The sequence below is a fragment of the Rhizobium sp. C4 genome (assembly GCF_021026315.1).
In the GTDB taxonomy this organism is placed as follows: domain Bacteria; phylum Pseudomonadota; class Alphaproteobacteria; order Rhizobiales; family Rhizobiaceae; genus Ensifer_A.
In genome coordinates this window covers 397,016-420,089 of record NZ_JAJNCX010000001.1, presented here as the reverse complement: position 1 = coordinate 420,089, position 23,074 = coordinate 397,016, and the positions used below count along the sequence as shown (strand labels likewise).

General features: G+C 59.2%; 30 protein-coding genes. 29 read left to right on the top strand and 1 reads right to left on the bottom strand.

The features are described from left to right. Positions 1 to 88 precede the first annotated feature (88 nt). Positions 89 to 4,300, top strand: a complete 4,212-nt coding sequence (rpoC, locus tag LQK84_RS02090) for a DNA-directed RNA polymerase subunit beta' (RefSeq protein WP_230826927.1) — start codon at positions 89 to 91, stop codon at positions 4,298 to 4,300. A 337-nt stretch (positions 4,301 to 4,637) separates the two neighbouring features. After that, complete coding sequence (locus tag LQK84_RS02085; protein ID WP_230826926.1) at positions 4,638 to 5,585, top strand: class I SAM-dependent methyltransferase; 948 nt, start codon at positions 4,638 to 4,640, stop codon at positions 5,583 to 5,585. On the opposite strand, the gene LQK84_RS02080 is transcribed toward LQK84_RS02085, so the two are convergent. After that, positions 5,569 to 5,856: a transcriptional regulator gene (locus LQK84_RS02080; protein WP_230826925.1), complete on the bottom strand. Its 288-nt coding sequence runs from the start codon at positions 5,854 to 5,856 to the stop codon at positions 5,569 to 5,571. The two genes, LQK84_RS02085 and LQK84_RS02080, sit on opposite strands and share 17 nt — an antisense overlap. A 491-nt stretch (positions 5,857 to 6,347) precedes the next feature. Between LQK84_RS02080 and rpsL the strand changes: the two genes are divergently transcribed. The 27 genes from rpsL to LQK84_RS01945 all read left to right on the top strand — a co-directional run bounded on the left by rpsL (position 6,348) and on the right by LQK84_RS01945 (position 23,031). Further along, complete coding sequence (gene rpsL / locus LQK84_RS02075) at positions 6,348 to 6,719, top strand: 30S ribosomal protein S12 (RefSeq protein ID WP_075628830.1); 372 nt, start codon at positions 6,348 to 6,350, stop codon at positions 6,717 to 6,719. A 64-nt stretch (positions 6,720 to 6,783) separates the two neighbouring features. Next, on the top strand, positions 6,784 to 7,254 hold the full coding sequence (gene rpsG, locus LQK84_RS02070; protein ID WP_230826924.1) for a 30S ribosomal protein S7: 471 nt from the start codon (positions 6,784 to 6,786) through the stop codon (positions 7,252 to 7,254). A 24-nt stretch (positions 7,255 to 7,278) separates the two neighbouring features. Then, positions 7,279 to 9,378, top strand: coding sequence for an elongation factor G (fusA, locus tag LQK84_RS02065; RefSeq protein WP_230826923.1), 2,100 nt, complete (start codon positions 7,279 to 7,281; stop codon positions 9,376 to 9,378). 68 nt (positions 9,379 to 9,446) lie between these two features. After that, entirely contained in the window at positions 9,447 to 10,622 is a 1,176-nt protein-coding gene (gene tuf / locus LQK84_RS02060; protein WP_230826922.1) for an elongation factor Tu, read from the top strand. Positions 10,623 to 10,744: 122 nt separating this feature from the next. Then, positions 10,745 to 11,053 carry a 30S ribosomal protein S10 gene (rpsJ, locus tag LQK84_RS02055; protein ID WP_003507767.1) on the top strand — a complete coding sequence of 103 codons (309 nt, stop codon included), beginning with the start codon at positions 10,745 to 10,747 and terminating at the stop codon, positions 11,051 to 11,053. A 168-nt stretch (positions 11,054 to 11,221) separates the two neighbouring features. Further along, positions 11,222 to 11,908, top strand: coding sequence for a 50S ribosomal protein L3 (rplC, locus tag LQK84_RS02050; RefSeq protein WP_230826921.1), 687 nt, complete (start codon positions 11,222 to 11,224; stop codon positions 11,906 to 11,908). Positions 11,909 to 11,921: 13 nt separating this feature from the next. Beyond that, a complete protein-coding gene (gene rplD / locus LQK84_RS02045) occupies positions 11,922 to 12,542 on the top strand; it encodes a 50S ribosomal protein L4 (RefSeq protein ID WP_230826920.1) in 621 nt (206 codons plus the stop codon). Further along, positions 12,539 to 12,832 carry a 50S ribosomal protein L23 gene (locus LQK84_RS02040; protein WP_230826919.1) on the top strand — a complete coding sequence of 98 codons (294 nt, stop codon included), beginning with the start codon at positions 12,539 to 12,541 and terminating at the stop codon, positions 12,830 to 12,832. The genes rplD and LQK84_RS02040 overlap by 4 nt, the downstream gene beginning before the upstream one ends. 12 nt (positions 12,833 to 12,844) lie before the next feature. Continuing rightward, positions 12,845 to 13,681 (top strand): 50S ribosomal protein L2, encoded by an 837-nt coding sequence (gene rplB / locus LQK84_RS02035; protein ID WP_230826918.1) that lies wholly within the window; start codon positions 12,845 to 12,847, stop codon positions 13,679 to 13,681. A 14-nt stretch (positions 13,682 to 13,695) separates the two neighbouring features. Continuing rightward, entirely contained in the window at positions 13,696 to 13,974 is a 279-nt protein-coding gene (gene rpsS, locus LQK84_RS02030; protein ID WP_109857965.1) for a 30S ribosomal protein S19, read from the top strand. Between the two features lie 2 nt (positions 13,975 to 13,976). Further along, the gene (gene rplV, locus LQK84_RS02025; protein ID WP_230826917.1) at positions 13,977 to 14,363 is read left to right on the top strand and encodes a 50S ribosomal protein L22; all 387 of its coding nucleotides are present in this window, start codon (positions 13,977 to 13,979) and stop codon (positions 14,361 to 14,363) included. Further along, the gene (gene rpsC / locus LQK84_RS02020) at positions 14,363 to 15,094 is read left to right on the top strand and encodes a 30S ribosomal protein S3 (protein ID WP_109857963.1); all 732 of its coding nucleotides are present in this window, start codon (positions 14,363 to 14,365) and stop codon (positions 15,092 to 15,094) included. The genes rplV and rpsC overlap by 1 nt, the downstream gene beginning before the upstream one ends. A gap of 38 nt (positions 15,095 to 15,132) precedes the next feature. Beyond that, on the top strand, positions 15,133 to 15,546 hold the full coding sequence (gene rplP, locus LQK84_RS02015) for a 50S ribosomal protein L16 (protein WP_230826916.1): 414 nt from the start codon (positions 15,133 to 15,135) through the stop codon (positions 15,544 to 15,546). A 12-nt stretch (positions 15,547 to 15,558) separates the two neighbouring features. Continuing rightward, positions 15,559 to 15,759 (top strand): 50S ribosomal protein L29, encoded by a 201-nt coding sequence (rpmC, locus tag LQK84_RS02010; protein ID WP_230826915.1) that lies wholly within the window; start codon positions 15,559 to 15,561, stop codon positions 15,757 to 15,759. 13 nt (positions 15,760 to 15,772) lie between these two features. After that, the gene (gene rpsQ / locus LQK84_RS02005; RefSeq protein WP_109857960.1) at positions 15,773 to 16,006 is read left to right on the top strand and encodes a 30S ribosomal protein S17; all 234 of its coding nucleotides are present in this window, start codon (positions 15,773 to 15,775) and stop codon (positions 16,004 to 16,006) included. A 291-nt stretch (positions 16,007 to 16,297) separates the two neighbouring features. Then, entirely contained in the window at positions 16,298 to 16,666 is a 369-nt protein-coding gene (gene rplN / locus LQK84_RS02000) for a 50S ribosomal protein L14 (protein WP_007770138.1), read from the top strand. A gap of 11 nt (positions 16,667 to 16,677) precedes the next feature. Continuing rightward, positions 16,678 to 16,989: a 50S ribosomal protein L24 gene (gene rplX / locus LQK84_RS01995; RefSeq protein WP_109857959.1), complete on the top strand. Its 312-nt coding sequence runs from the start codon at positions 16,678 to 16,680 to the stop codon at positions 16,987 to 16,989. Beyond that, complete coding sequence (rplE, locus tag LQK84_RS01990; RefSeq protein WP_230826914.1) at positions 16,982 to 17,539, top strand: 50S ribosomal protein L5; 558 nt, start codon at positions 16,982 to 16,984, stop codon at positions 17,537 to 17,539. Before rplX ends, rplE begins: the two co-directional genes overlap by 8 nt. A gap of 33 nt (positions 17,540 to 17,572) precedes the next feature. Next, a complete protein-coding gene (rpsN, locus tag LQK84_RS01985; protein WP_112697861.1) occupies positions 17,573 to 17,878 on the top strand; it encodes a 30S ribosomal protein S14 in 306 nt (101 codons plus the stop codon). A 15-nt stretch (positions 17,879 to 17,893) separates the two neighbouring features. Further along, positions 17,894 to 18,292 carry a 30S ribosomal protein S8 gene (gene rpsH, locus LQK84_RS01980; protein ID WP_109857956.1) on the top strand — a complete coding sequence of 133 codons (399 nt, stop codon included), beginning with the start codon at positions 17,894 to 17,896 and terminating at the stop codon, positions 18,290 to 18,292. Between the two features lie 43 nt (positions 18,293 to 18,335). Then, positions 18,336 to 18,869: a 50S ribosomal protein L6 gene (gene rplF, locus LQK84_RS01975; protein WP_230826913.1), complete on the top strand. Its 534-nt coding sequence runs from the start codon at positions 18,336 to 18,338 to the stop codon at positions 18,867 to 18,869. Positions 18,870 to 18,881: 12 nt separating this feature from the next. After that, entirely contained in the window at positions 18,882 to 19,244 is a 363-nt protein-coding gene (gene rplR / locus LQK84_RS01970) for a 50S ribosomal protein L18 (protein ID WP_230826912.1), read from the top strand. Positions 19,245 to 19,445: 201 nt separating this feature from the next. Continuing rightward, positions 19,446 to 20,015, top strand: coding sequence for a 30S ribosomal protein S5 (rpsE, locus tag LQK84_RS01965; RefSeq protein WP_230826911.1), 570 nt, complete (start codon positions 19,446 to 19,448; stop codon positions 20,013 to 20,015). 13 nt (positions 20,016 to 20,028) lie between these two features. Beyond that, a complete protein-coding gene (gene rpmD, locus LQK84_RS01960; protein ID WP_230826910.1) occupies positions 20,029 to 20,238 on the top strand; it encodes a 50S ribosomal protein L30 in 210 nt (69 codons plus the stop codon). A 15-nt stretch (positions 20,239 to 20,253) separates the two neighbouring features. Next, positions 20,254 to 20,727, top strand: coding sequence for a 50S ribosomal protein L15 (gene rplO, locus LQK84_RS01955; RefSeq protein WP_230826909.1), 474 nt, complete (start codon positions 20,254 to 20,256; stop codon positions 20,725 to 20,727). Positions 20,728 to 21,043: 316 nt separating this feature from the next. Then, entirely contained in the window at positions 21,044 to 22,384 is a 1,341-nt protein-coding gene (gene secY, locus LQK84_RS01950) for a preprotein translocase subunit SecY (protein WP_230826908.1), read from the top strand. Further along, entirely contained in the window at positions 22,381 to 23,031 is a 651-nt protein-coding gene (locus LQK84_RS01945; RefSeq protein ID WP_230826907.1) for an adenylate kinase, read from the top strand. The genes secY and LQK84_RS01945 overlap by 4 nt, the downstream gene beginning before the upstream one ends. The last annotated feature ends 43 nt before the right edge of the window (positions 23,032 to 23,074 follow it).

Below are 23,074 nucleotides of genomic sequence, written 5' to 3'. Positions count from 1 at the left end.
CACGTTTTACAGAGCAACCCACCGGTTCCCGGGTATTTGACCGGTCGCGGTTGCGAATGGGCCTAGACGGCCCGACAAGGAGACAGGCATGAACCAAGAGGTCATGAATCTTTTCAATCCGCAGGCGCCTGCGCAGGTGTTCGATTCCATCCGGATTTCGATCGCGTCGCCTGAAAAAATCCTTTCCTGGTCCTACGGTGAGATCAAGAAGCCGGAAACGATCAACTACCGCACGTTCAAGCCGGAACGCGACGGTCTCTTCTGCGCGCGCATCTTCGGGCCCATCAAGGACTACGAATGCCTGTGCGGCAAGTACAAGCGCATGAAGTACAAGGGCATCATCTGCGAAAAGTGCGGCGTTGAAGTCACGCTGTCGCGCGTTCGCCGTGAGCGCATGGGCCATATCGAGCTCGCTGCTCCCGTTGCCCATATCTGGTTCCTGAAGTCGCTGCCGAGCCGCATCTCCACGCTGCTCGACATGACGCTGAAGGATGTCGAGCGCGTTCTCTACTTCGAAAACTACATCGTCACCGAGCCGGGCCTCACCTCGCTGAAGGAGCATCAGCTCCTCTCCGAAGAAGAGTACATGATCGCTGTCGACGAGTTCGGCGAAGACCAGTTCACCGCCATGATCGGCGCAGAAGCCATCTATGACCTTCTGGCCACGATGGACCTGGAGAAGATCGCCGGCGACCTGCGTTCGGATCTTGCTGAGACCACCTCGGATCTCAAGCAGAAGAAGCTGATGAAGCGCCTGAAGATCGTCGAGAACTTCATGGAGAGTGGCAACCGTCCGGAATGGATGATCATGAAGGTCGTCCCGGTCATCCCGCCGGACCTGCGCCCGCTGGTTCCGCTCGATGGCGGCCGTTTCGCGACGTCGGACCTGAACGATCTGTACCGCCGCGTCATCAACCGTAACAACCGTCTGAAGCGCCTGATCGAACTGCGCGCTCCGGGCATCATCATCCGCAACGAAAAGCGCATGCTGCAGGAATCTGTGGACGCGCTCTTCGACAACGGCCGCCGTGGCCGCGTCATCACCGGCGCCAACAAGCGTCCGCTGAAGTCGCTGTCCGACATGCTCAAGGGCAAGCAGGGCCGCTTCCGCCAGAACCTGCTCGGCAAGCGCGTCGACTATTCCGGCCGTTCGGTCATCGTGACGGGTCCGGAACTGAAGCTGCACCAGTGCGGCCTTCCGAAGAAGATGGCGCTCGAACTGTTCAAGCCCTTCATCTATGCCCGCCTCGACGCCAAGGGTTACTCCTCGACCGTCAAGCAGGCCAAGAAGCTGGTTGAAAAGGAAAAGCCGGAAGTCTGGGATATCCTCGACGAGGTCATCCGCGAGCATCCGGTTCTCCTGAACCGCGCACCGACGCTGCACCGCCTGGGCATCCAGGCCTTCGAACCGATCCTGGTTGAAGGCAAGGCCATCCAGCTGCATCCGCTCGTCTGCACGGCCTTCAACGCCGACTTCGACGGTGACCAGATGGCCGTTCACGTGCCGCTGTCGCTCGAAGCCCAGCTCGAAGCCCGCGTGCTGATGATGTCGACGAACAACATCCTGCACCCGGCAAACGGTGCACCGATCATCGTTCCGTCGCAGGACATGGTTCTCGGCCTGTACTACTTGTCGATCCTGAACCAGAACGAGCCGGGCGAAGGCATGGCCTTCTCCGACCTCGGCGAGCTGCATCACGCCCTTGATAACAAGGTCGTCACGCTGCATGCCAAGATCAAGGGCCGGTTCAAGACGGTTGACGCCGAAGGCAAGCCGGTTTCGAAGATCTATGACACGACCCCCGGTCGTCTCATCATCGGCGAACTGCTGCCCAAAAACGTCAACGTGCCGTTCGACATCTGCAACCAGGAAATGACCAAGAAGAACATCTCCAAGATGATCGACACGGTCTACCGTCACTGCGGCCAGAAGGACACGGTCATCTTCTGCGACCGCATCATGCAGCTCGGCTTCGCACACGCCTGCCGCGCCGGCATTTCCTTCGGCAAGGACGACATGGTCATCCCGGCTTCCAAGGCCAAGATCGTGGACGACACCGAAAGCCTGGTGAAGGAATACGAACAGCAGTACAATGACGGTCTGATCACACAGGGCGAAAAGTACAACAAGGTCGTCGACGCCTGGGGCAAGGCGACCGAAAAGGTTGCCGAAGAGATGATGGCCCGCATTAAGGCCGTCGAATTCGACCCGGCGACCAACCGCCAGAAGCCGATGAACTCGATCTACATGATGAGCCACTCGGGTGCCCGCGGTTCACCGAACCAGATGCGTCAGCTCGGCGGCATGCGCGGCCTGATGGCACGTCCGGATGGTTCGATCATCGAAACGCCGATCATCTCGAACTTCAAGGAAGGTCTGACCGTTAACGAGTACTTCAACTCGACCCACGGTGCCCGTAAGGGTCTCGCAGACACCGCCCTGAAGACGGCCAACTCCGGTTACCTGACGCGTCGTCTCGTTGACGTTGCCCAGGACTGCATCGTCACGCATGTCGATTGCGGCACCACAACCGGTCTCACCATGACGGCTATCGTTGACGCCGGTCAGGTCGTGGCCTCCATCGGCGCACGTATCCTCGGCCGTACGGCTCTCGACGACATCGACAACCCGATCACTGGCGAGAACATCGTCAAGGCCGGGACGATGATCCTCGAGCCCGATGTCATCGAGATCGAAAAGTGCGGCATCCAGTCGGTTCGCATTCGCTCGGCACTGACCTGCGAAATCCAGACCGGCGTTTGCGGCGTCTGCTATGGTCGCGACCTTGCACGCGGCACGCCCGTCAACATGGGTGAAGCCGTGGGCGTTATCGCGGCTCAGTCGATCGGTGAACCGGGCACGCAGCTGACCATGCGTACCTTCCACCTTGGTGGTACGGCGACCGTGGTCGACAGCTCGTATCTTGAAGCCTCGTACGAAGGTACGGTCCAGCTCAAGAACCGCAACGTGCTGCGCAACTCCGATGGCAACCTGGTTGCCATGGGCCGCAACATGGCGGTCACGATCCTCGACGAACGTGGCGTCGAACGCTCCTCGCAGCGCGTCGCCTACGGTTCGAAGCTGCTCGTGGACGACAATGACAAGGTCAAGCGTGGCCAGCGTCTGGCAGAATGGGACGCCTATACGCGTCCGATGCTGACGGAACTCGAAGGCACGGTTGAGTTCGAAGACGTCGTTGACGGTATCTCGGTTCTCGAGTCCGCCGACGAATCCACCGGCATCACCAAGCGTCAGGTTATCGACTGGCGTTCGACCCCGCGTGGTATCGACCTCAAGCCGGCCATCGTCATCAAGGACAAGAACGGCGCGATTGCCAAGCTGTCGCGTGGCGGTGAAGCCCGCTTCCTCCTCTCGGTGGATGCGATCCTCTCCGTTGAGCCGGGCTCCAAGGTGAGCCAGGGTGACGTTCTCGCCCGTATCCCGATGGAAAGCGCCAAGACCAAGGACATCACCGGTGGTCTGCCGCGCGTTGCCGAACTGTTCGAAGCCCGTCGTCCGAAGGACCATGCCGTCATCGCCGAGATCGATGGCACGATCCGCTTCGGTCGCGACTACAAGAACAAGCGTCGCATCATCATCGAGCCGTCGGAAGACGGTGTCGAGCCGGTCGAGTACCTGATCCCGAAGGGCAAGCCCTTCCATCTTCAGGATGGCGACTATATCGAAAAGGGTGACTACATCCTCGACGGTAACCCGGCTCCGCACGACATCCTGGCAATCAAGGGCGTGGAAGCACTCGCTTCCTACCTCGTGAACGAAATCCAGGAAGTCTACCGTCTGCAGGGCGTGGTCATCAACGACAAGCACATCGAAGTGATTGTCCGTCAGATGCTCCAGAAGGTTGAAATCACCGACGCCGGTGACTCGACCTACATCGTCGGCGACAACGTTGACCGTATCGAACTCGACAACGTCAACGACGCGCTCATCGAAGAAGGCAAGAAGCCTGCCTTTGGCGATCCGGTTCTTCTCGGTATCACCAAGGCATCGCTGCAGACGCCGTCCTTCATCTCGGCTGCATCCTTCCAGGAAACGACGAAGGTGCTCACCGAAGCCGCGATCGCTGGCAAGACCGATGGTCTGCAGGGCCTGAAGGAAAACGTCATCGTCGGCCGTCTGATCCCGGCTGGTACCGGTGGTACCATGACGCAGATCCGCCGCATCGCCACCTCGCGCGACGAGCTCATCCTCGAAGAGCGCAAGAAGGGTTCGGGCGCGGACGAAGCGACCCCGATGCTGCAGAAGATCGCAGCCGAAACGGTTCCGGCCGGCGAATAAGCCGGTCGAAAGATCCCGAAATGAAAGAGGCCGCCGGAGCGATCCGGCGGCCTCTTTGTTTGTTGATTGTGGAGGTGGGTTGAAGGTCGAGGCGTAGTCTGCTGCTGAGGCTTGGTTGCTGCGTCCTGGGGAGTAAACGATTTTTCGCAGGAAATGCCCCTTCAACTCTCGACAGGAGGGGGATTTCATTTCACTTTGTAATTATTGCACGCTGATGGCCTGGGGGGGCCTGATGACCGATAATTGCCAGCTATGCCGCTCTGCCGCCAAAGATATTGTTTCGCGCTTTGACCGTCATGGAAAGCCACTCGTCACGGTGCGGTGCAAAGGATGTGGCGTGGTAACCAATGATCCTATTCCGGACATGGAAACGCTGGCGCAATTCTACGCCCAGCACTACCGGAGGGAATACAAGGGTGCCAGCAAACCGCGCAAACGCCAGGTCTGGCGCAATTTTGGCCGCACCCTGCGGCATTTCCGGACCTTTGCGGACGTTTATGGCAAAGTCCGGACCTGCATCGACATCGGCGCGGGCAGCGGCGAGTTTCTCTATCTCGCAAAGGCCTCTGGCATCGCGACACGCGGCGTCGAGCCGAACATCGACTACGCCGGCTACTGCCGGGAAGATCTCGGTCTGGAGGTCAGGACGGGCAGGCTGGAGGACTTCGACTTTTCCAGCGACCGGTTCGATCTCATTCGGCTCAGCCATGTTCTCGAACATCTGCCCGAGCCGGTCGTCACGCTGAGACATCTCGCCGGGATGCTGGCCGAGGATGGCGTGCTCTATGTGGAAGTGCCGGACATCGCCGACGACGCGCAGCGCAAGCTCAAGGGCAGGTTGTTTCACTTCGGCCATATCTTCAACTTCAACCCGTTCACGCTCCGCGTCGCTGCGGGTCTCGCCGGGCTTGTCGAAGCGCCATCGACTGCAGGGCGCTGCGCCGGAACGACAGGCGTGTTTTTCATGCGGGCGCCGGGTGTCGTGACATTCGATGCGGGCGTCATGGCCCGCGAGGCGGACCGGATGCGCCAGGTGATGGCGGATCACTACGCGAATGTCGTTCCGGAGGGCAGGGGAAGCCGTTCTCTGCTGCGCTTTGGCAAGCGCATGTCCGAGCGCCTCTCAGAGGTCGTTGCAGGCGCCGCCTTCCGCGACAATGCCGCGATTGCGCGGCACTTTGCACGGCGATTGTCCAGCGACACTGCTCAAAAGGGAATGGCCCCGGCCGCCGGCGTCCTGGCGGACGAGGCAGGCCGGGTGAAAGTCGTCACGCAAACCGTATGATGGCGACTTCGCCTTCCAGGGCACCCTGGAAGGCGGAGGCATGCGGCTCGTCTACCGGAATTTCGGTCAGGGTCCCGATCTGGTCGAGATCGGCCTCGATGAAGCCTTCATCGGCCAGCGCGTTCAGCGTCGTGCGCACCGCCGTGTCGTCATCCGGTGCGGTCAGCATGACGTGAATGTCGACACCTTCACCTTCCTTGATATACGCCTTTCCGATAATGATGAAGACGAGCGGAAGATCGGCAATGTTGTCGTTGTCGGGAGTATTCATGAAGGGCCTCGAAGAATCGGCGTCGAAACGACAACCTTTGGGATGAAGAATCGGCGGGATGTGACCGCGCGAAGGGGTTAAGCGATTCTTAAACGCAAGCGGCGCGGAAACACAGGCATTTTTGTTAAACGGCAACCAGATTTGCGCATTCTCCGGCTCAAAAGCCCGCGTTACCGGGCTTTCAGCGCGGTGGCCTCCAAGAAAATTGCGTGGATGGCCTTGACTGTGACCCCTTAAGACAGTAAACGCCACGCCATCAGAGCCGATGTGAGGTTGGCTGTTTCGGAATGACTCGTTCTGGATGACACCTCAAACAAGGCCCTTATATCGCACGCGAAGCATTGATTGCAGCATGCAAGACGTCGCAAGGCGTCCTCTGCTTTATCGAGGGCTTTCTCCTTTTTGAGGGGAATAGCCCTGATTTTGCGCATTAATGTGCCCCGTGTAAACGCCCGAGAGGGTAACGAGACAAGACTTAAAGGGATGGGTATATGCCTACCGTAAACCAGCTGATCCGCAAGCCACGCCAGGCACAGGTTAAGCGCAACAAGGTTCCCGCTCTGCAGCAGAACCCGCAGAAGCGCGGTGTATGCACCCGCGTTTACACGACGACCCCGAAGAAGCCGAACTCGGCTCTGCGTAAGGTTGCCAAGATTCGCCTGACGAACGGCTTCGAAGTCATCGGTTACATCCCCGGTGAAGGCCATAACCTTCAGGAACACTCTGTGGTCATGATCCGCGGCGGCCGCGTAAAGGACTTGCCGGGTGTGCGTTACCACATCATCCGCGGCGTTCTCGACACCCAGGGCGTCAAGAACCGCAAGCAGCGTCGTTCGAAGTACGGCGCGAAGCGTCCGAAGTAAGAATTCCATGGGTCGGCGGGCTAGTCCCGCCATCGGCCGTTAAAACAGTTGAGAGACGAATAATATGTCCCGTCGCCACAGAGCAGAAAAGCGTGAGATCAACCCCGATCCGAAGTTCGGTGATCTTGTCGTTACGAAGTTCATGAACGCCATCATGCTGGACGGCAAGAAGTCTGTTGCCGAAACCATCGTTTATGGCGCCTTCGATGCCGTTGAAGGCAAGTCGAAGCAGGAGCCCCTGAACGTCTTCCATCAGGCGCTCGACAACATTGCTCCGCACGTTGAAGTCCGTTCGCGCCGCGTTGGTGGTGCAACCTACCAGGTCCCGGTCGACGTTCGTCCGGAGCGCCGTCAGGCTCTCGCTATCCGTTGGCTGATCGCTGCTGCTCGCAAGCGCAACGAAACGACCATGGTTGATCGCCTCTGCGGCGAACTTCTTGATGCCTCGAACAACCGTGGTTCGGCTGTCAAGAAGCGCGAAGACACCCACAAGATGGCTGACGCGAACCGCGCGTTCTCGCACTATCGCTGGTAATCTCGACAAGGAAGGCAGACCACTATGGCCCGCGAATATAAAATCGAAGACTACCGCAATTTCGGTATCATGGCGCATATCGACGCCGGCAAGACGACGACGACCGAACGCATCCTTTACTACACCGGCAAGTCCCACAAGATCGGCGAAGTCCATGACGGCGCCGCTACGATGGACTGGATGGAGCAGGAACAGGAACGCGGCATCACGATCACGTCTGCTGCCACCACGACCTACTGGAAGGGCCGTGACGGCAAGACCCGCCGCTTCAACATCATCGACACCCCCGGCCACGTTGACTTCACCATCGAAGTCGAACGTTCGCTGCGCGTTCTCGACGGTGCGATTGCCCTTCTCGATGCCAACGCAGGCGTAGAGCCGCAGACGGAAACCGTCTGGCGTCAGGCTGAGAAGTACAACGTTCCGCGCATGATCTTCTGCAACAAGATGGACAAGACCGGCGCTGACTTCTACCGTTCGGTAGAAATGATCAAGACCCGTCTTGGCGCGACCGCTGTCGTTATGCAGCTGCCGATCGGCGCTGAAAGCGACTTCCTCGGCGTTGTCGACCTGATCGAGATGAACGCGCTCGTATGGCGCGATGAATCGCTCGGCGCACAGTGGGATGTCGTTGAAATCCCGGCTGACCTGAAGGCCAAGGCTGAAGAATATCGCGAAAAGCTGATCGAGACGGTTGTCGAGATCGACGAAGAAGCGATGGAAGCCTATCTCGAAGGCGTCATGCCCGACAACGACAAGATCCGCGAACTCGTTCGTCGCGGCACGATCGACGTCAAGTTCCACCCGATGTTCTGCGGCACTGCCTTCAAGAACAAGGGCGTTCAGCCGCTGCTCGACGCAGTTGTCGACTACCTGCCTTCGCCGCTCGACATTCCGGCGATCAAGGGCATCGACTTCAAGACTGAAGCTGAAATCGAGCGTCATGCCGATGACAGCGAGCCGCTTTCCATGCTCGCATTCAAGATCATGAACGACCCCTTCGTCGGTTCGCTGACCTTCGCCCGCATCTATTCGGGCAAGCTCGAAAAGGGCGTTTCGGTTCTCAATACGGTCAAGGACAAGCGCGAGCGCGTCGGCCGCATGCTGCAGATGCACTCGAACAGCCGCGAAGACATCGAAGAAGCCTTCGCAGGCGACATCGTTGCTCTGGCTGGCCTCAAGGAAACGACGACGGGTGACACGCTCTGCGATCCGCTGAAGCCGGTTATCCTCGAGCGCATGGAATTCCCGGAACCGGTTATCCAGATCGCAATCGAGCCGAAGTCCAAGGGCGACCAGGAAAAGATGGGCCTCGCGCTCAACCGCCTGGCTGCTGAAGACCCGTCCTTCCGCGTCAAGACCGACCAGGAATCCGGCCAGACGATCATCGCTGGCATGGGCGAACTTCACCTCGACATCATCGTTGACCGTATGCGTCGCGAGTTCAAGGTTGAAGCCAACGTCGGTGCTCCGCAGGTTGCCTACCGCGAAACCATCACGCGTCAGCACGAAGAAGACTACACGCACAAGAAGCAGTCCGGTGGTACCGGCCAGTTCGCGCGCGTCAAGCTCATCTTCGAACCGAACCCGGAAGGCGACGAATTCAAGTTCGAATCCAAGATCGTCGGCGGTGCTGTTCCGAAGGAATACATCCCGGGCGTTCAGAAGGGTATCGAAAGCGTTCTGTCTTCGGGTCCGCTCGCAGGCTTCCCGATGCTCGGCGTCAAGGCGACGCTCATCGACGGCGCCTTCCACGATGTTGACTCTTCGGTTCTGGCGTTCGAAATCGCTTCCCGCGCCTGCTTCCGTGAAGCAGCGAAGAAGGCCGGCGCTCAGCTCCTCGAGCCGATGATGAAGGTCGAAGTCGTAACGCCGGAAGACTATGTCGGCGACGTTATCGGCGACCTGAACTCCCGTCGTGGCCAGATCCAGGGCCAGGAACAGCGCGGCATCGCGATCGTCATTCAGGCACATGTGCCGCTGGCGAACATGTTCAAGTACGTCGACAACCTGCGCTCCATGTCGCAGGGCCGCGCACAGTACTCGATGGTCTTCGATCATTACGCGCCGGTTCCGTCGAACGTCGCACAGGAAATCCAGGCAAAGTATTCCGGTCAGAAGTGACCGGAATACAACCGAACCTTTTTTGAATTTGATGGCCCTGAACGGGGCCCAGGAATGGAGAGCCGGAAATGGCAAAAGGTAAATTCGAGCGCAACAAGCCGCACGTCAACATTGGCACGATCGGTCACGTTGACCATGGCAAGACGTCCCTGACGGCTGCGATCACGAAGTATTTCGGCGAGTTCAAGGCGTACGACCAGATCGACGCCGCTCCGGAAGAAAAGGCCCGCGGCATCACGATCTCGACGGCACACGTTGAGTATGAGACGGCAGCGCGCCACTACGCTCACGTTGACTGCCCCGGCCACGCCGACTACGTCAAGAACATGATCACCGGTGCTGCCCAGATGGACGGCGCGATCCTGGTTTGCTCGGCTGCTGACGGCCCGATGCCGCAGACGCGCGAACACATCCTGCTCGCTCGCCAGGTTGGCGTTCCGGCCATCGTTGTCTTCCTCAACAAGGTTGACCAGGTTGACGACGCAGAACTGCTGGAACTCGTCGAACTCGAAGTTCGCGAACTGCTGTCGTCCTACGACTTCCCGGGCGACGATATCCCGATCGTCAAGGGCTCTGCTCTTGCTGCTCTGGAAGATAGCAACAAGACGATCGGCGAAGACGCCATCCGCGAGCTGATGGCTCAGGTTGACGCCTACATCCCGACGCCTGAGCGTCCGATCGACCAGCCCTTCCTGATGCCGATCGAAGACGTGTTCTCGATCTCGGGCCGTGGTACGGTTGTGACGGGTCGCGTTGAGCGCGGTATCGTCAAGGTTGGTGAAGAAGTTGAAATCGTCGGCATCCGCGCCACGTCGAAGACGACGGTGACGGGCGTTGAAATGTTCCGCAAGCTTCTCGACCAGGGCCAGGCCGGCGACAACATCGGCGCCCTGATCCGCGGTGTGAACCGTGATGGCGTTGAGCGTGGCCAGATCCTCTGCAAGCCGGGTTCGGTCAAGCCGCACAAGAAGTTCAAGGCAGAAGCCTACATCCTGACGAAGGAAGAAGGCGGCCGTCATACGCCGTTCTTCACGAACTACCGTCCGCAGTTCTACTTCCGCACGACGGACGTTACGGGCATCGTAACGCTTCCGGAAGGCACGGAAATGGTTATGCCGGGCGACAACGTCACGGTTGACGTCGAGCTGATCGTTCCGATCGCGATGGAAGAAAAGCTGCGCTTCGCTATCCGCGAAGGCGGCCGTACCGTCGGCGCCGGCATCGTTGCTTCGATCGTCGAGTAATCTCGACTAGTCGATAATGGCTTGGGGCAGGGGCTCTGAAGGGTCCCTGTCTCGCTTTAGGTAAGAACAAAAGATTCAAAACAGTTCTGCCAGGCGGAACATGTTGAACAAGGACGAAACGAATGAACGGCCAGAATATCCGCATCCGCCTGAAGGCGTTTGATCACCGGATCCTCGATGCCTCCACGCGCGAGATCGTGTCGACCGCAAAGCGCACCGGCGCTTCTGTACGCGGTCCGGTTCCGCTGCCGACCCGCATCGAAAAGTTCACTGTCAACCGGTCGCCCCACGTTGACAAGAAGAGCCGCGAACAGTTCGAGATGCGCACGCACAAGCGCCTCCTCGACATCGTGGACCCGACCCCCCAGACGGTTGACGCGCTCATGAAGCTCGACCTCGCTGCCGGCGTCGACGTAGAGATCAAGCTGTAAAAAGCTGAAAGTCCGGCGCAAGCCGAAACAACAAGGAAGGTACGTGGCCGCATGGCCAACGTCTTCTAGAAACGGGAAACCAAAGGACATCATGTCCGGATGGAATCCTTAAACAAGAGGCAAGAGGGAGCTTAACGCTCCTAAAGGACTCTCAAAAGGAATGAACCGATGCGTTCAGGTGTGATTGCACAGAAAGTGGGAATGACACGCGTCTACAACGATGCGGGTGAGCATATCCCGGTAACAGTATTGCGACTGGAAAACTGCCAGGTGGTAGCCCAGCGCACGGAAGACAAGAACGGCTACACGGCTGTTCAGCTCGGCGCCGGCTCCTCGAAGGTGAAGAACACCTCGAAGGCCATGCGCGGCAATTTTGCTGCCGCAAGCGTTGAGCCGAAGGCGAAGCTCGCTGAGTTCCGCGTTTCCGCCGACAACCTCATCGAAGTCGGCAGCGAGATCGTTGCTTCGCACTTCGTCGCTGGCCAGCTCGTCGACGTCACCGGCACGACCCAGGGTAAGGGTTTCGCCGGCGCCATCAAGCGTCACAACTTCGGCGGTCTGCGTGCAACGCACGGCGTTTCCGTTTCGCACCGTTCGCACGGTTCGACGGGTAACAACCAGGACCCGGGCAAGGTCTGGAAGGGCAAGCGCATGGCTGGTCACATGGGCCAGACACGCGTCACCACCCAGAACCTCGAAGTCGTTTCGACCGACGAAACGCGTGGCCTGATCCTCGTCAAGGGTGCAGTTCCCGGTTCTAAGGGCGCATGGATCCTCGTTCGCGATGCAGTGAAGTCCGGTGCGCCGGATAACGCTCCGCGCCCGGCTGGCGTCCGCGCCGCAGAAGCTAAGTAAGGGAGCCTTGATTATGGATCTGACCGTCAAAACCCTCGAGGGCAAGGACGCAGGGAAGGTTTCTCTTTCCGACGCAATCTTCGGCCTCGAAGTCCGTGAGGACATTATCGCTCGCATGGTGCGCTACCAGCTCGCTGCCAAGCGCCAGGGCACCCATCAGTCTCTGACCCGCGGCGAAGTTTCCCGCACGGGTGCAAAGATGTTCAAGCAGAAGGGTACGGGCCGCGCCCGCCATCACTCTGCACGCGCTCCGCAGTTCCGCGGTGGTGGTAAGGCTCATGGTCCGGTTTCCCGTGACCATTCCTACGACCTGCCGAAGAAGGTCCGCGCTCTGGCCCTGCGCCATGCGCTGTCCGCCAAGGCGAAGGCTGAAGAGCTGATCATCGTTGACAACCTGGTTGCCAACGATGCCAAGACCAAGGCTCTTGCCGGTGCATTCGCCGGCCTCGGCCTGACCAACGCTCTCATCATCGGTGGCGCCGAGCTTGACACAAACTTCAAGCTCGCTGCTCAGAACATCCCGAACATCGATGTTCTTCCGGTTCAGGGCATCAACGTTTATGACATCCTGCGCCGCGGCAAGCTCGTGCTTTCCAAGGCTGCGGTTGAAGCTCTGGAGGAGCGGTTCAAATGACTGATCTTCGCCACTACGATGTGATCCGCACTCCCGTGATCACGGAAAAGTCGACGCTGGTTTCCGAACAGAACCAGGTTGTATTCAACGTCGCCAAGGACGCTTCGAAGCCTGAAATCAAGGCTGCCGTAGAAGCGCTCTTCGGTGTGAAGGTCAAGGCTGTGAACACGCTGGTCCGCAAGGGCAAGACGAAGCGTTTCCGCGGCTTTGCCGGCAAGCAGTCGGACGTCAAGAAGGCCATCGTCACGCTCGTTGACGGTCAGTCCATCGACGTCTCCACCGGACTGTGAGGGTAAACGACAATGGCATTGAAGAATTACAACCCCACGACCCCGAGCCAGCGTCAGCTGGTCATCGTGGACCGTTCTGGCCTCTATAAGGGCAAGCCGGTCAAGTCGCTGACGGAAGGTCTGACCTCCAAGGGCGGCCGCAACAACATGGGCCGCATCACCGTGCGGTTCCAGGGCGGCGGTCACAAGCGGACTTACCGTCTCGTCGATTTCAAGCGTCGCAAGTTCGACGTTGAAGGCACGATCGCGCGTCTCGAGTATGACCCGAACCGCACCGCCTTCATCGCACTCGTGAACTACGCTGATGGCGAACAGGCCTATATCCTGGCTCCGCAGCGTATCGCTGAAGGCGACAAGGTCATCGCTTCGACCAAGGCAGTGGACGTGAAGCCCGGCAACACCATGCCGCTTCAGTACATCCCGGTCGGCACGATCATCCACAACGTCGAACTGAAGCCCGGCAAGGGCGGTCAGGTTGCCCGTTCGGCTGGCGCTTACGCCCAGCTCGTCGGCCGCGACCAGGGCATGGCGATCCTTCGTCTGAACTCGGGCGAACAGCGCCTCGTTCATGCGACCTGCCTCGCCACGATCGGCGCCGTTTCGAACCCCGACCACGGCAACATCAACGACGGCAAGGCTGGTCGTTCGCGTTGGCGCGGCAAGCGTCCGCACGTTCGCGGCGTCGTCATGAACCCGGTCGACCACCCGCATGGTGGTGGTGAAGGCCGCACCTCCGGTGGTCGCCATCCGGTGACCCCGTGGGGCAAGCCCACCAAGGGCAAGCGCACTCGTTCGAACAAGTCGACCGACAAGTTCATCATGCGCTCGCGCCACCAGAAGAAGAAGTAAGAGAGGTAGTCATAATGGCTCGTTCAGTTTGGAAAGGCCCGTTTGTTGACGGCTATCTTCTCAAGAAGGCTGAGAAGGTCCGCGAAGGCGGTCGTGCGGAAGTGATCAAGATCTGGAGCCGTCGCTCCACGATCCTGCCGCAGTTCGTTGGTCTGACGTTTGGCGTCTACAACGGCAGCAAGCACATCCCGGTTGCTGTCAATGAAGACATGGTCGGCCACAAGTTCGGTGAATTCGCTCCGACCCGTACCTACTACGGTCACGGCGCGGACAAGAAGGCGAAGAGGAAGTAATCATGGGCAAGGCTAAGACAGAACGCCGGCTTGCCGACAACGAAGCGCAGGCAATTGCCCGCACGCTCCGCGTCAGCCCGCAGAAGCTCAACCTTGTTGCCGCGACCATTCGCGGCAAGAAGGTCGACAAGGCTCTCGCCGAGCTTGAATTCTCGCGCAAGCGCATCGCAAGCCAGGTCAAGAAGACCCTGGAATCGGCGATCGCAAACGCTGAAAACAACCACGATCTCGACGTCGACTCGCTCGTTGTCGCAGAGGCTTATGTTGGCAAGTCGATCGTCATGAAGCGTTTCCACGCTCGTGGCCGCGGCCGTGCATCGCGTATCGAAAAGCCCTTCGCGCACCTGACGATCATCGTTCGGGAAGTTGAACAAGGGGAGGCCGCATAATGGGCCAGAAGATTAATCCGATCGGCTTCCGTCTGGGCATCAACCGGACCTGGGACAGCCGTTGGTTCGCCGACAACGCCGAATACGGCCAGCTGCTCCATGAAGACCTGGCGATCCGCGCCTACCTCATGGAAGAGCTCAAGGCTGCCGGCATTGCCAAGGTGGTCATCGAGCGTCCGCACAAGAAGTGCCGCGTCACGATCCACTCGGCTCGCCCGGGCCTGATCATCGGGAAGAAGGGCGCTGACATCGAGAAGCTTCGCAAGAAGATCTCGACGATGACGAACTCGGAAACGCACCTCAACATCGTTGAAGTGCGCAAGCCGGAAATCGACTCGACGCTCGTCGCCCAGTCGATCGCCCAGCAGCTCGAGCGTCGCGTGGCTTTCCGCCGTGCGATGAAGCGTGCCGTTCAGTCGGCCATGCGTCTCGGCGCCGAAGGCATCAAGATCACCTGCGCCGGCCGTCTCGGCGGTGCAGAAATCGCACGCACCGAGTGGTATCGCGAAGGTCGCGTGCCGCTGCACACGCTCCGCGCTGACATCGACTACGGTGTGGCCGAAGCTGAAACCGCGTTTGGCATCTGCGGCATCAAGGTCTGGATCTTCAAGGGCGAAATCCTTGAACACGACCCGATGGCCTCTGAGCGCCGCGCAACCGAAGGCGACGCGCAAGGGTCGAACAACCGTGAACGTGGTGAGCGTAACGAGCGCCGCCGCGAGAACGCTTGATCTACGCTGGCGAAAGATAAGCTCGGAGAAGTAAGAAAATGTTGCAGCCAAAGCGTACAAAATACCGCAAGCAGTTCAAGGGCCGCATCCATGGCGTTGCCAAGGGCGGTTTTGACCTGGCTTTCGGTGAATTCGGTCTGAAGTCCCAGGAGCCGAACCGTGTGAATGCACGCGAGATCGAAGCGGCCCGCCGCGCGATCACGCGTTACATGAAGCGCGCCGGCCGTGTGTGGATCCGCGTATTCCCTGACGTCCCGGTCACGAAGAAGCCGACCGAAGTCCGCATGGGTAAGGGTAAGGGTTCGGTCGAATATTGGGCATGCAAGGTCAAGCCCGGCCGTATCATGTTCGAAATTGATGGTGTCAGCGAAGAAATCGCCCGCGAGGCGCTTCGTCTCGGCGCCGCCAAGCTCTCTGTCAAGACGCGCTTCGTGCAGCGTATTGAAGAGTAAGGAGTGACTGAGATGAAAGCTTCCGACGTCCGCTCTTTGAGCGCCGATCAGTTGAACGATGAGCTTGCCAAGCTGAAGAAGGAGCAGTTCAACCTGCGCTTCCAGAAGGCAACCGGCCAGCTCGAAAAAGCAGCCCGCGTGAAGGAAGTCCGCAAGGACATCGCACGCATCAAGACCATTGCGGCCCAAAAGGCAGCAGAAGCCAAGGCTTGAAGGATACAAGAATATGCCGAAACGCATTCTGCAGGGCACCGTAGTCAGCGATAAGAACGACAAGACCGTTGTCGTTCGCGTTGAGCGCCGTTTTGCCCATCCCCTGCTTCAGAAGACCGTTCGCCGGTCCAAGAAGTACAAGGCGCATGACGAAACCAACCAGTACAAGGTCGGCGACGTCGTTTCCATCGAGGAATGCGCACCGATCTCCAAGGATAAGCGCTGGACGGTTGTTGCCGCCCAGTAATTAACGGAGTTTTGGGGCAGGGGCCTTGCCTTTGTCCCAGAAATCTGTATGAAGCAGCCATTGGCGTAAGGGACGCTGGAATCAGCGTCCTTTTGCTTTACGCGCTCGGCAGGTCCTTGATTGGATACCACCTTGCAAAAGATCCTTCCGCGCGAAAAACATCCGGGCGTGTTCCCGAAAGCCTGTTTCGGTTTTCGGTCCTGAACATGCCGCTTTGAATGTGTCCATAAGCTGGAATAGGGGCCTCCCTGGAGGCCAACCGTTCCGGTCAATAATAGAAGGCGACCTGACATGATTCAGATGCAGACTAACCTCGACGTTGCCGACAATTCCGGCGCGCGTCGTGTCATGTGCATCAAGGTGCTGGGCGGCTCCAAGCGCAAGTACGCTTCCATCGGCGACATCATTGTCGTTTCGATCAAGGAAGCCATCCCGCGCGGCCGCGTCAAGAAGGGCGATGTTATGAAGGCGGTTGTCGTTCGCACCGCCAAGGACATCCGTCGTCCGGACGGCAGCGTCATCCGCTTCGATAACAACGCAGCCGTTCTTATCGACAACAAGAAAGAGCCGATCGGCACCCGTATCTTCGGACCGGTTCCGCGCGAACTTCGCGCCAAGAACCACATGAAGATCATCTCGCTGGCTCCGGAAGTGCTGTAAGGAGCTGACCGATGCAAAAGATTCGTAAAGGCGACAAGGTTGTCGTTCTGACCGGCAAGGACAAGGGCAAGTCTGGCGAAGTCGTCAGCGTCAGCCCGAAGGAAAACCGTGCGGTCGTCCGTGGTGTGAACGTTGTTGTTCGTCACCAGAAGCAGACGCAGACCCAGGAAGCTGGTCTCGTCCGCAAGGAGGCCTCCATCGACCTCTCCAACCTCGCGATCGCCGACCCCAAGGACGGCAAGCCGACCCGCGTCGGTTTCAAGATCGAAGGCGACAAGAAGGTTCGCGTGGCAAAGCGTTCGGGAGTTGTGATCGATGGCTGAGACCAAGTACGAGCCCCGGCTCAAGAAGGACTACGTTGAGCGTATCCGCAAGGCGATGCAGGAGCAGTTCTCCTACGCCAACGAAATGCAGATCCCGAAGCTCGACAAGATTGTCATCAACATGGGTGTGGGCGAGGCAACTGCCGACTCCAAGAAGCCTACTGTTGCTGCTGCCGACCTTACGGCAATCGCCGGCCAGAAGGCCGTCGTGACCCGTGCCCGCAACTCGATTGCAGGCTTCAAGGTTCGCGAAAATATGCCGATCGGCGCAAAGGTTACCCTGCGCGGCGCTCGCATGTATGAATTCCTTGACCGTCTCGTGAACATCGCTCTTCCGCGCGTTCGCGACTTTAGGGGCCTGAACCCCAAGAGCTTTGACGGCCGTGGCAACTTCGCCATGGGCATCAAGGAGCACATTGTGTTCCCTGAAATCAACTACGACAAGGTTGATCAGATGTGGGGCATGGACATCATCGTTTGTACGACGGCTCCCAACGACGACGAAGCACGGGCTCTTCTGAAAGAGTTCAACTTCCCGTTCCGCGCGTAATCGTTACGGCAAGCGTTTAGAAGGAAACACAACATGGCGAAAGTCAGCGCAGTCGAAAAGAATAAGCGCCGCCGCAAGCTGGTAGCCGGTCAGGCCACCAAGCGCGCCGCGCTCAAGGCTGTGATCATGAACCAGGAACTGCCCATCGAGGAGCGGTTCAAGGCAACCCTGAAGCTTGCGGCTCTGCCGCGCAATGGCTCCAAGACCCGCATCCGTAACCGTTGCGAAGTCACTGGTCGTCCGCGCGCTTACTACCGTAAGCTCAAGATGTCGCGTATCGCGCTCCGTGAACTTGGCAACTTCGGCTCCGTGCCGGGCCTTGTTAAGTCGAGCTGGTAAGAAGGAGACAGGCAAATGACGATGACTGATCCTTTGGGCGATATGCTCACACGTATCCGCAACGGCGTATCCCGCCGCAAGTCCTCCGTAACGACGCCGGCTTCCAAGCTGCGCGCTCGCGTACTGGATGTCCTGCAGGCTGAAGGCTACATCCGCGGTTACTCCGAAGTAACGTTCGACAACGGCAAGACCGAACTGTCGATCGAACTGAAGTACTATGAAGGCGCGTCCGTGATCCGTGAGATCGCCCGCGTTTCCAAGCCGGGCCGCCGAGTTTATGTCTCGGTCAAGTCCATTCCGCAGGTCGCGAACGGCCTCGGCATCACCATCCTTTCGACTCCGAAGGGTGTGATGGCCGATCACCAGGCTCGCGAACAGAATGTTGGTGGCGAGGTTCTCTGCTCGGTCTTCTAAGACCCGAGCAGGATCTCCATAACGAACAGACAGGTTTGAAAAAATGTCTCGTATCGGTAAAAAGCCCGTTCCGGTCCCTGCAGGTGTGACGGCTTCTGTCGAAGGACAGAAGGTTTCCGCAAAGGGCCCGAAGGGCGAGCTGCACTTTGTCGTCAATGACGAAGTCCTCGTAAAGTTTGAAGACAACGCTGTCGTAGTGACTCCGGCGACGCAGACGAAGGACGCTCGGTCCAAGTGGGGCATGTCCCGCACGATGATCGAGAACATCTTCAAGGGCGTCAAGGATGGCTACGAGCGCAAGCTCGAAATCAACGGCGTCGGTTACCGCGCAGCGCTTCAGGGCAAGAATCTGCAGCTCGCGCTCGGTTTCTCGCACGACGTTGTTTATGAGCCGCCGCAGGGCATCACCATTGCCGTTCCGAAGCCGACGGAAATCGTCGTCTCTGGCATCGACAAGCAGGTTGTCGGCCAGGTCGCTGCTGAAATTCGCGAATATCGTGGCCCCGAACCCTACAAGGGCAAGGGCGTCAAGTACGCGAACGAACGCATCGTCCGCAAGGAAGGCAAGAAGAAGTAAGGATAACGCGATATGGCTAGCAGGAAAGAAACTCTTGTGCGTCGCGCCAGCCGCGTTCGCCGACAGCTTAAGAAGGTGGCCAATGGCCGCGCGCGGCTCTCCGTACACCGCACTTCGAAGAACATCTACGCGCAGATCATCGATGATGTTGCCGGCCGCACGCTGGCAGCTGCTTCGACCCTCGACACCGGCCTCAAGTCTTCGCTGAAGACCGGCGCCGATGTTGCTGCCGCCGCCGCCGTTGGCAAGCTCGTCGCCGAGCGTGCCGCTGCTGCCGGCGTCAAGACGGTCATCTTCGACCGTGGCGCGTTTCTCTACCACGGCCGCGTCAAGGCGCTCGCCGAGGCAGCCCGCGAAGGCGGTCTGGAGTTCTAAGTTTGGATCCGGGGCGGTTTACTGCCCCGGCTTCCGTTCGGGCGTCCGAAGTATTTCCAGGAAAAGCGTGAAACGGTTTTCCGTCCGGGAATGCGAAAAGAGATGGCCCGGTTTCGCCGGATCGAACTGAACCTTTAAAGAGGGCAGGGCGGTCCATTATTGTTTGCCGATTGCACCCGGAAAAGAAAAAGGAAGAGGACAATGGCACAGAAAGAACGTGCACCGCGCGAAGAGCGTCAGGGCCGTGAAGAGCGCGACAGCGAATTTGTCGACAAGCTCGTAGCAATCAACCGCGTTGCCAAGGTGGTCAAGGGTGGCCGTCGTTTCGGTTTCGCAGCACTCGTCGTTGTCGGCGACCAGAAGGGCCGCGTCGGCTTTGGTCACGGCAAGGCTCGTGAAGTGCCGGAAGCGATCCGCAAGGCAACCGAATCCGCCAAGCGCGATCTGATCTTCGTTCCGCTGCGCGATGGCCGCACGCTGCACCACGATGTGCACGGCCGTCACGGCGCCGGCAAGGTTCTGCTTCGTTCGGCCAAGGCCGGTACGGGTATCATCGCAGGCGGCCCGATGCGCGCCGTTTTCGAAACCCTCGGCATGCATGACGTCGTCGCCAAGTCGACCGGTTCGTCGAACCCCTACAACATGGTTCGCGCAACGTTCGACGCCCTCAAGCATCAGGTTCACCCGAAGGACATCGCAGCTCAGCGCGGCATCAAGTATGCAACGCTTCAGGCTCGCCGTGCTGCCTCCGGTTCTGCCTCTGAAGAATAAGGGGATTTGAACAATGGCTAAGAAAGCAACCGCTGTCGCCAAGAAGACCCTGGTCGTCGAACAGATCGGCTCGCCGATCCGCCGTCCGGACATTCAGCAGAGAACGCTGATCGGTCTCGGCCTCAACAAGATGCACCGTCGTCGTGAACTGGAAGATACGCCTTCCGTCCGCGGCATGATCCGTGCCGTCAGCCACCTCGTTCGCATCGTCGAAGAGAAGTAAGACGGGGAGACCAAGATGAAACTCAACGAAATCAAGGACAACGAAGGCGCTCTGCCTTCGAAGAAGCGCCTGGGTCGCGGTATCGGCTCTGGCAAGGGCAAGACCGGTGGTCGCGGCGTCAAGGGTCAGAAGGCTCGTTCGGGCGTTGCCATCAACGGCTTCGAAGGCGGCCAGATGCCAATCTACCGCCGTCTGCCGAAGCGCGGCTTCAACAACATCTTCGCTGCTGAATACGCAACCGTTTCGGTTGGCCGTATCCAGGCTGCGATCGATGCCAAGAAGCTCGACGCCAAGAAGACGATCGATGCTGCTGCTCTCGTTGCAGCCGGCGTTATCCGTCGCGCCAAGGACGGCGTCCGCGTTCTGTCGGACGGCGAACTGAAGGCGAAGGTCGAACTCGAAGTCAGCGGCGTCTCCAAGGCTGCTGCTGAAAAGATCGAGAAGGCCGGCGGTTCGGTCAAGGTTCTCGGCGAACCTGCTGCAGAATAATCATTGAAAATTGATCGCCCGGTGTCTTCACACCGGGCGATTTTGCTTCCATATGAAAGCCTCGCGGTCCAGGTGTCGTTGCTTCGACGTCCGGGACGTAACCAGAGCGCGGGTGAGGCATCGGGCGGCGGATTGTCGCATGGAGGCCTGCGTTTCGACCGGGCCATTTGATAAAGCGCTTTTTCGTTTGACATCTGCCCGAAACAATTGAATTCAAAGCGTGCTCGTGGCGTTCAGCCGGGGCGTGTGGGAACTAGGTCGTCGCCGACCTGCCGCTGATCAGCGGGGGAGGGGCGAGGGCCGCGCGGAGAAATAGATGGCTTCTGCAGCGGAACAATTGGCTTCAAACCTGAACTTTGCGACCTTCGCAAAGGCTGAGGATCTCAAAAAGCGGCTCTGGTTTACGCTTGGCGCGCTTCTCGTCTACCGTTTCGGCACCTATATCCCGCTTCCGGGCCTGAACCCCGATGCCTTTGCCAATGCCTTCAAGGGCCAGTCCGGCGGCATCCTCGGCCTCTTCAACATGTTCTCGGGCGGCGCCGTTTCGCGCATGGCGATCTTCGCGCTCGGCATCATGCCTTACATCTCAGCCTCGATCATCGTGCAGCTGATGACCTCAGTCGTGCCGGCGCTCGAAAACCTGAAGAAGGAAGGCGAGCAGGGCCGCAAGGTCATCAACCAGTACACCCGCTACGGCACGGTTCTGCTCGGTGCGCTGCAGGCCTATGGCATTGCAGTCGGCCTTGAGCATTCGAACGGCGTTGTCGCGGAGGCGGGCTGGTTCTTCCGCATTTCGACCGTCGTCACGCTGCTCGGCGGCACCATGTTCCTGATGTGGCTGGGTGAACAGATCACCTCGCGCGGTATCGGCAACGGCATCTCGCTGATCATCTTCTCGGGGATCGTCGCAAACCTTCCGCACGCTCTCGCCGGCACCCTCGAACTCGGCCGTACCGGCGCGCTTTCGACGGGCGTGATTCTCGCCGTGCTGATCGTTGCTGTTCTCGTCATCGCCTGCATCGTGTTCATGGAACGCGCCCAGCGCCGCCTTCTGATCCAGTATCCGAAGCGCCAGGTCGGCAACCGCATGTTCCAGGGCGACACCTCGCACCTGCCGCTGAAGCTCAACACCGCCGGCGTTATTCCCGCCATCTTCGCCTCGTCGCTGCTGCTGTTGCCGGCGACGCTCGCTGGCTTCTCCAATGCCTCGACGCTGCCCTCATGGGCGACGACGGCCATTGCAGCGCTCGGCCACGGCCAGCCGCTCTACATGGTTGCCTATGCGGCACTCATCGCCTTCTTCTCGTTCTTCTACACCGCGATCGTCTTCAACCCGACGGACACGGCCGATAACCTGAAGAAGCATGGCGGCTTCATCCCGGGCTATCGCCCCGGCGAGCGCACCGCCCAGTATATCGACTACGTTCTGACGCGCATCACGGTGCTCGGCGCGATCTACATGGTGCTGGTCTGCATCCTGCCGGAAATTCTCATCGCTGAGACAGGCGTGCCCTTCTACCTTGGTGGTACATCGCTTTTGATTGTTGTCAGCGTCACCCTCGATACGGTAGCACAGGTTCAAGGTCACCTTATCGCTCAGCAATATGAGGGCCTGATCAAGAAGTCGAAGCTCCGTGGAGGAAAGAGGGGAAAATGAGACTGATTCTTTTGGGGCCGCCGGGCGCGGGTAAGGGAACCCAGGCCCAGCGGATCGTGGAGAAGCATGGCATTCCCCAGCTCTCCACGGGCGACATGCTGCGTGCCGCCGTCAAGGCTGGCACGGAAGTTGGCAAGCGCGCAAAGGCGCTTATGGACGCGGGTTCGCTGGTCAACGATGACGTGGTGATCGGGATCGTTTCAGAACGCATCGATCAGCCGGACTGTGCCAAGGGTTTCATTCTCGACGGTTTCCCGCGCACGCTGGTTCAGGCTGATGCGACGGAAAAGATGCTCTCCTCAAAGGGGATGAAGCTGGACGTGGTCATCGAGATGCAGGTCGACGACAGTGTGCTCGTCGATCGCGTCTCCGGCCGCTACACCTGCGCCAGCTGCGGCACCGGTTACCATGACCGCCTGCAGAAGCCGAAGGTGGAAGGTGTCTGCGACAAGTGCGGCTCGACCGAGTTCAAGCGTCGTCCCGACGACAACGCCGAAACGATGACGACCAGACTTCGTGCCTACTACAAGGAAACGTCGCCGCTGATCGGCTATTACCATGCCAAGGGTCTCCTCAAGAGCATCGACGGCATGGCTGAAATCGACGAGGTCACGACCTCGATCGAAACAATTCTCGGGAAGCTTTGAGCTTTCCGAAAATTTCTAGGCGGAACGGTTGCTTTTTTGCAGC

Bases quoted from the DNA above. Each gene is read 5' to 3' on its own strand.
- tuf (WP_230826922.1), top strand. From the start codon at position 9,447: ATGGCAAAAGGTAAATTCGAGCGCAACAAGCCGCACGTCAACATTGGC.
- rpsQ (WP_109857960.1), top strand. From the start codon at position 15,773: ATGCCGAAACGCATTCTGCAGGGCACCGTAGTCAGCGATAAGAACGAC.
- rpmD (WP_230826910.1), top strand. From the start codon at position 20,029: ATGGCTAAGAAAGCAACCGCTGTCGCCAAGAAGACCCTGGTCGTCGAA.
- rplN (WP_007770138.1), top strand. From the start codon at position 16,298: ATGATTCAGATGCAGACTAACCTCGACGTTGCCGACAATTCCGGCGCG.
- rpoC (WP_230826927.1), top strand. From the start codon at position 89: ATGAACCAAGAGGTCATGAATCTTTTCAATCCGCAGGCGCCTGCGCAG.
- rplR (WP_230826912.1), top strand. From the start codon at position 18,882: ATGGCTAGCAGGAAAGAAACTCTTGTGCGTCGCGCCAGCCGCGTTCGC.
- rpsN (WP_112697861.1), top strand. From the start codon at position 17,573: ATGGCGAAAGTCAGCGCAGTCGAAAAGAATAAGCGCCGCCGCAAGCTG.
- rplE (WP_230826914.1), top strand. From the start codon at position 16,982: ATGGCTGAGACCAAGTACGAGCCCCGGCTCAAGAAGGACTACGTTGAG.
- rplD (WP_230826920.1), top strand. From the start codon at position 11,922: ATGGATCTGACCGTCAAAACCCTCGAGGGCAAGGACGCAGGGAAGGTT.
- rplV (WP_230826917.1), top strand. From the start codon at position 13,977: ATGGGCAAGGCTAAGACAGAACGCCGGCTTGCCGACAACGAAGCGCAG.
- secY (WP_230826908.1), top strand. From the start codon at position 21,044: ATGGCTTCTGCAGCGGAACAATTGGCTTCAAACCTGAACTTTGCGACC.
- LQK84_RS02080 (WP_230826925.1), bottom strand. From the start codon at position 5,856: ATGAATACTCCCGACAACGACAACATTGCCGATCTTCCGCTCGTCTTC.
- LQK84_RS02040 (WP_230826919.1), top strand. From the start codon at position 12,539: ATGACTGATCTTCGCCACTACGATGTGATCCGCACTCCCGTGATCACG.
- rpsL (WP_075628830.1), top strand. From the start codon at position 6,348: ATGCCTACCGTAAACCAGCTGATCCGCAAGCCACGCCAGGCACAGGTT.
- rplB (WP_230826918.1), top strand. From the start codon at position 12,845: ATGGCATTGAAGAATTACAACCCCACGACCCCGAGCCAGCGTCAGCTG.
- rpsJ (WP_003507767.1), top strand. From the start codon at position 10,745: ATGAACGGCCAGAATATCCGCATCCGCCTGAAGGCGTTTGATCACCGG.
- fusA (WP_230826923.1), top strand. From the start codon at position 7,279: ATGGCCCGCGAATATAAAATCGAAGACTACCGCAATTTCGGTATCATG.
- rpsC (WP_109857963.1), top strand. From the start codon at position 14,363: ATGGGCCAGAAGATTAATCCGATCGGCTTCCGTCTGGGCATCAACCGG.
- LQK84_RS01945 (WP_230826907.1), top strand. From the start codon at position 22,381: ATGAGACTGATTCTTTTGGGGCCGCCGGGCGCGGGTAAGGGAACCCAG.
- rpmC (WP_230826915.1), top strand. From the start codon at position 15,559: ATGAAAGCTTCCGACGTCCGCTCTTTGAGCGCCGATCAGTTGAACGAT.
- rplC (WP_230826921.1), top strand. From the start codon at position 11,222: ATGCGTTCAGGTGTGATTGCACAGAAAGTGGGAATGACACGCGTCTAC.
- rplP (WP_230826916.1), top strand. From the start codon at position 15,133: ATGTTGCAGCCAAAGCGTACAAAATACCGCAAGCAGTTCAAGGGCCGC.
- rpsE (WP_230826911.1), top strand. From the start codon at position 19,446: ATGGCACAGAAAGAACGTGCACCGCGCGAAGAGCGTCAGGGCCGTGAA.
- rpsG (WP_230826924.1), top strand. From the start codon at position 6,784: ATGTCCCGTCGCCACAGAGCAGAAAAGCGTGAGATCAACCCCGATCCG.
- rplF (WP_230826913.1), top strand. From the start codon at position 18,336: ATGTCTCGTATCGGTAAAAAGCCCGTTCCGGTCCCTGCAGGTGTGACG.
- rplX (WP_109857959.1), top strand. From the start codon at position 16,678: ATGCAAAAGATTCGTAAAGGCGACAAGGTTGTCGTTCTGACCGGCAAG.
- rplO (WP_230826909.1), top strand. From the start codon at position 20,254: ATGAAACTCAACGAAATCAAGGACAACGAAGGCGCTCTGCCTTCGAAG.
- rpsS (WP_109857965.1), top strand. From the start codon at position 13,696: ATGGCTCGTTCAGTTTGGAAAGGCCCGTTTGTTGACGGCTATCTTCTC.
- rpsH (WP_109857956.1), top strand. From the start codon at position 17,894: ATGACGATGACTGATCCTTTGGGCGATATGCTCACACGTATCCGCAAC.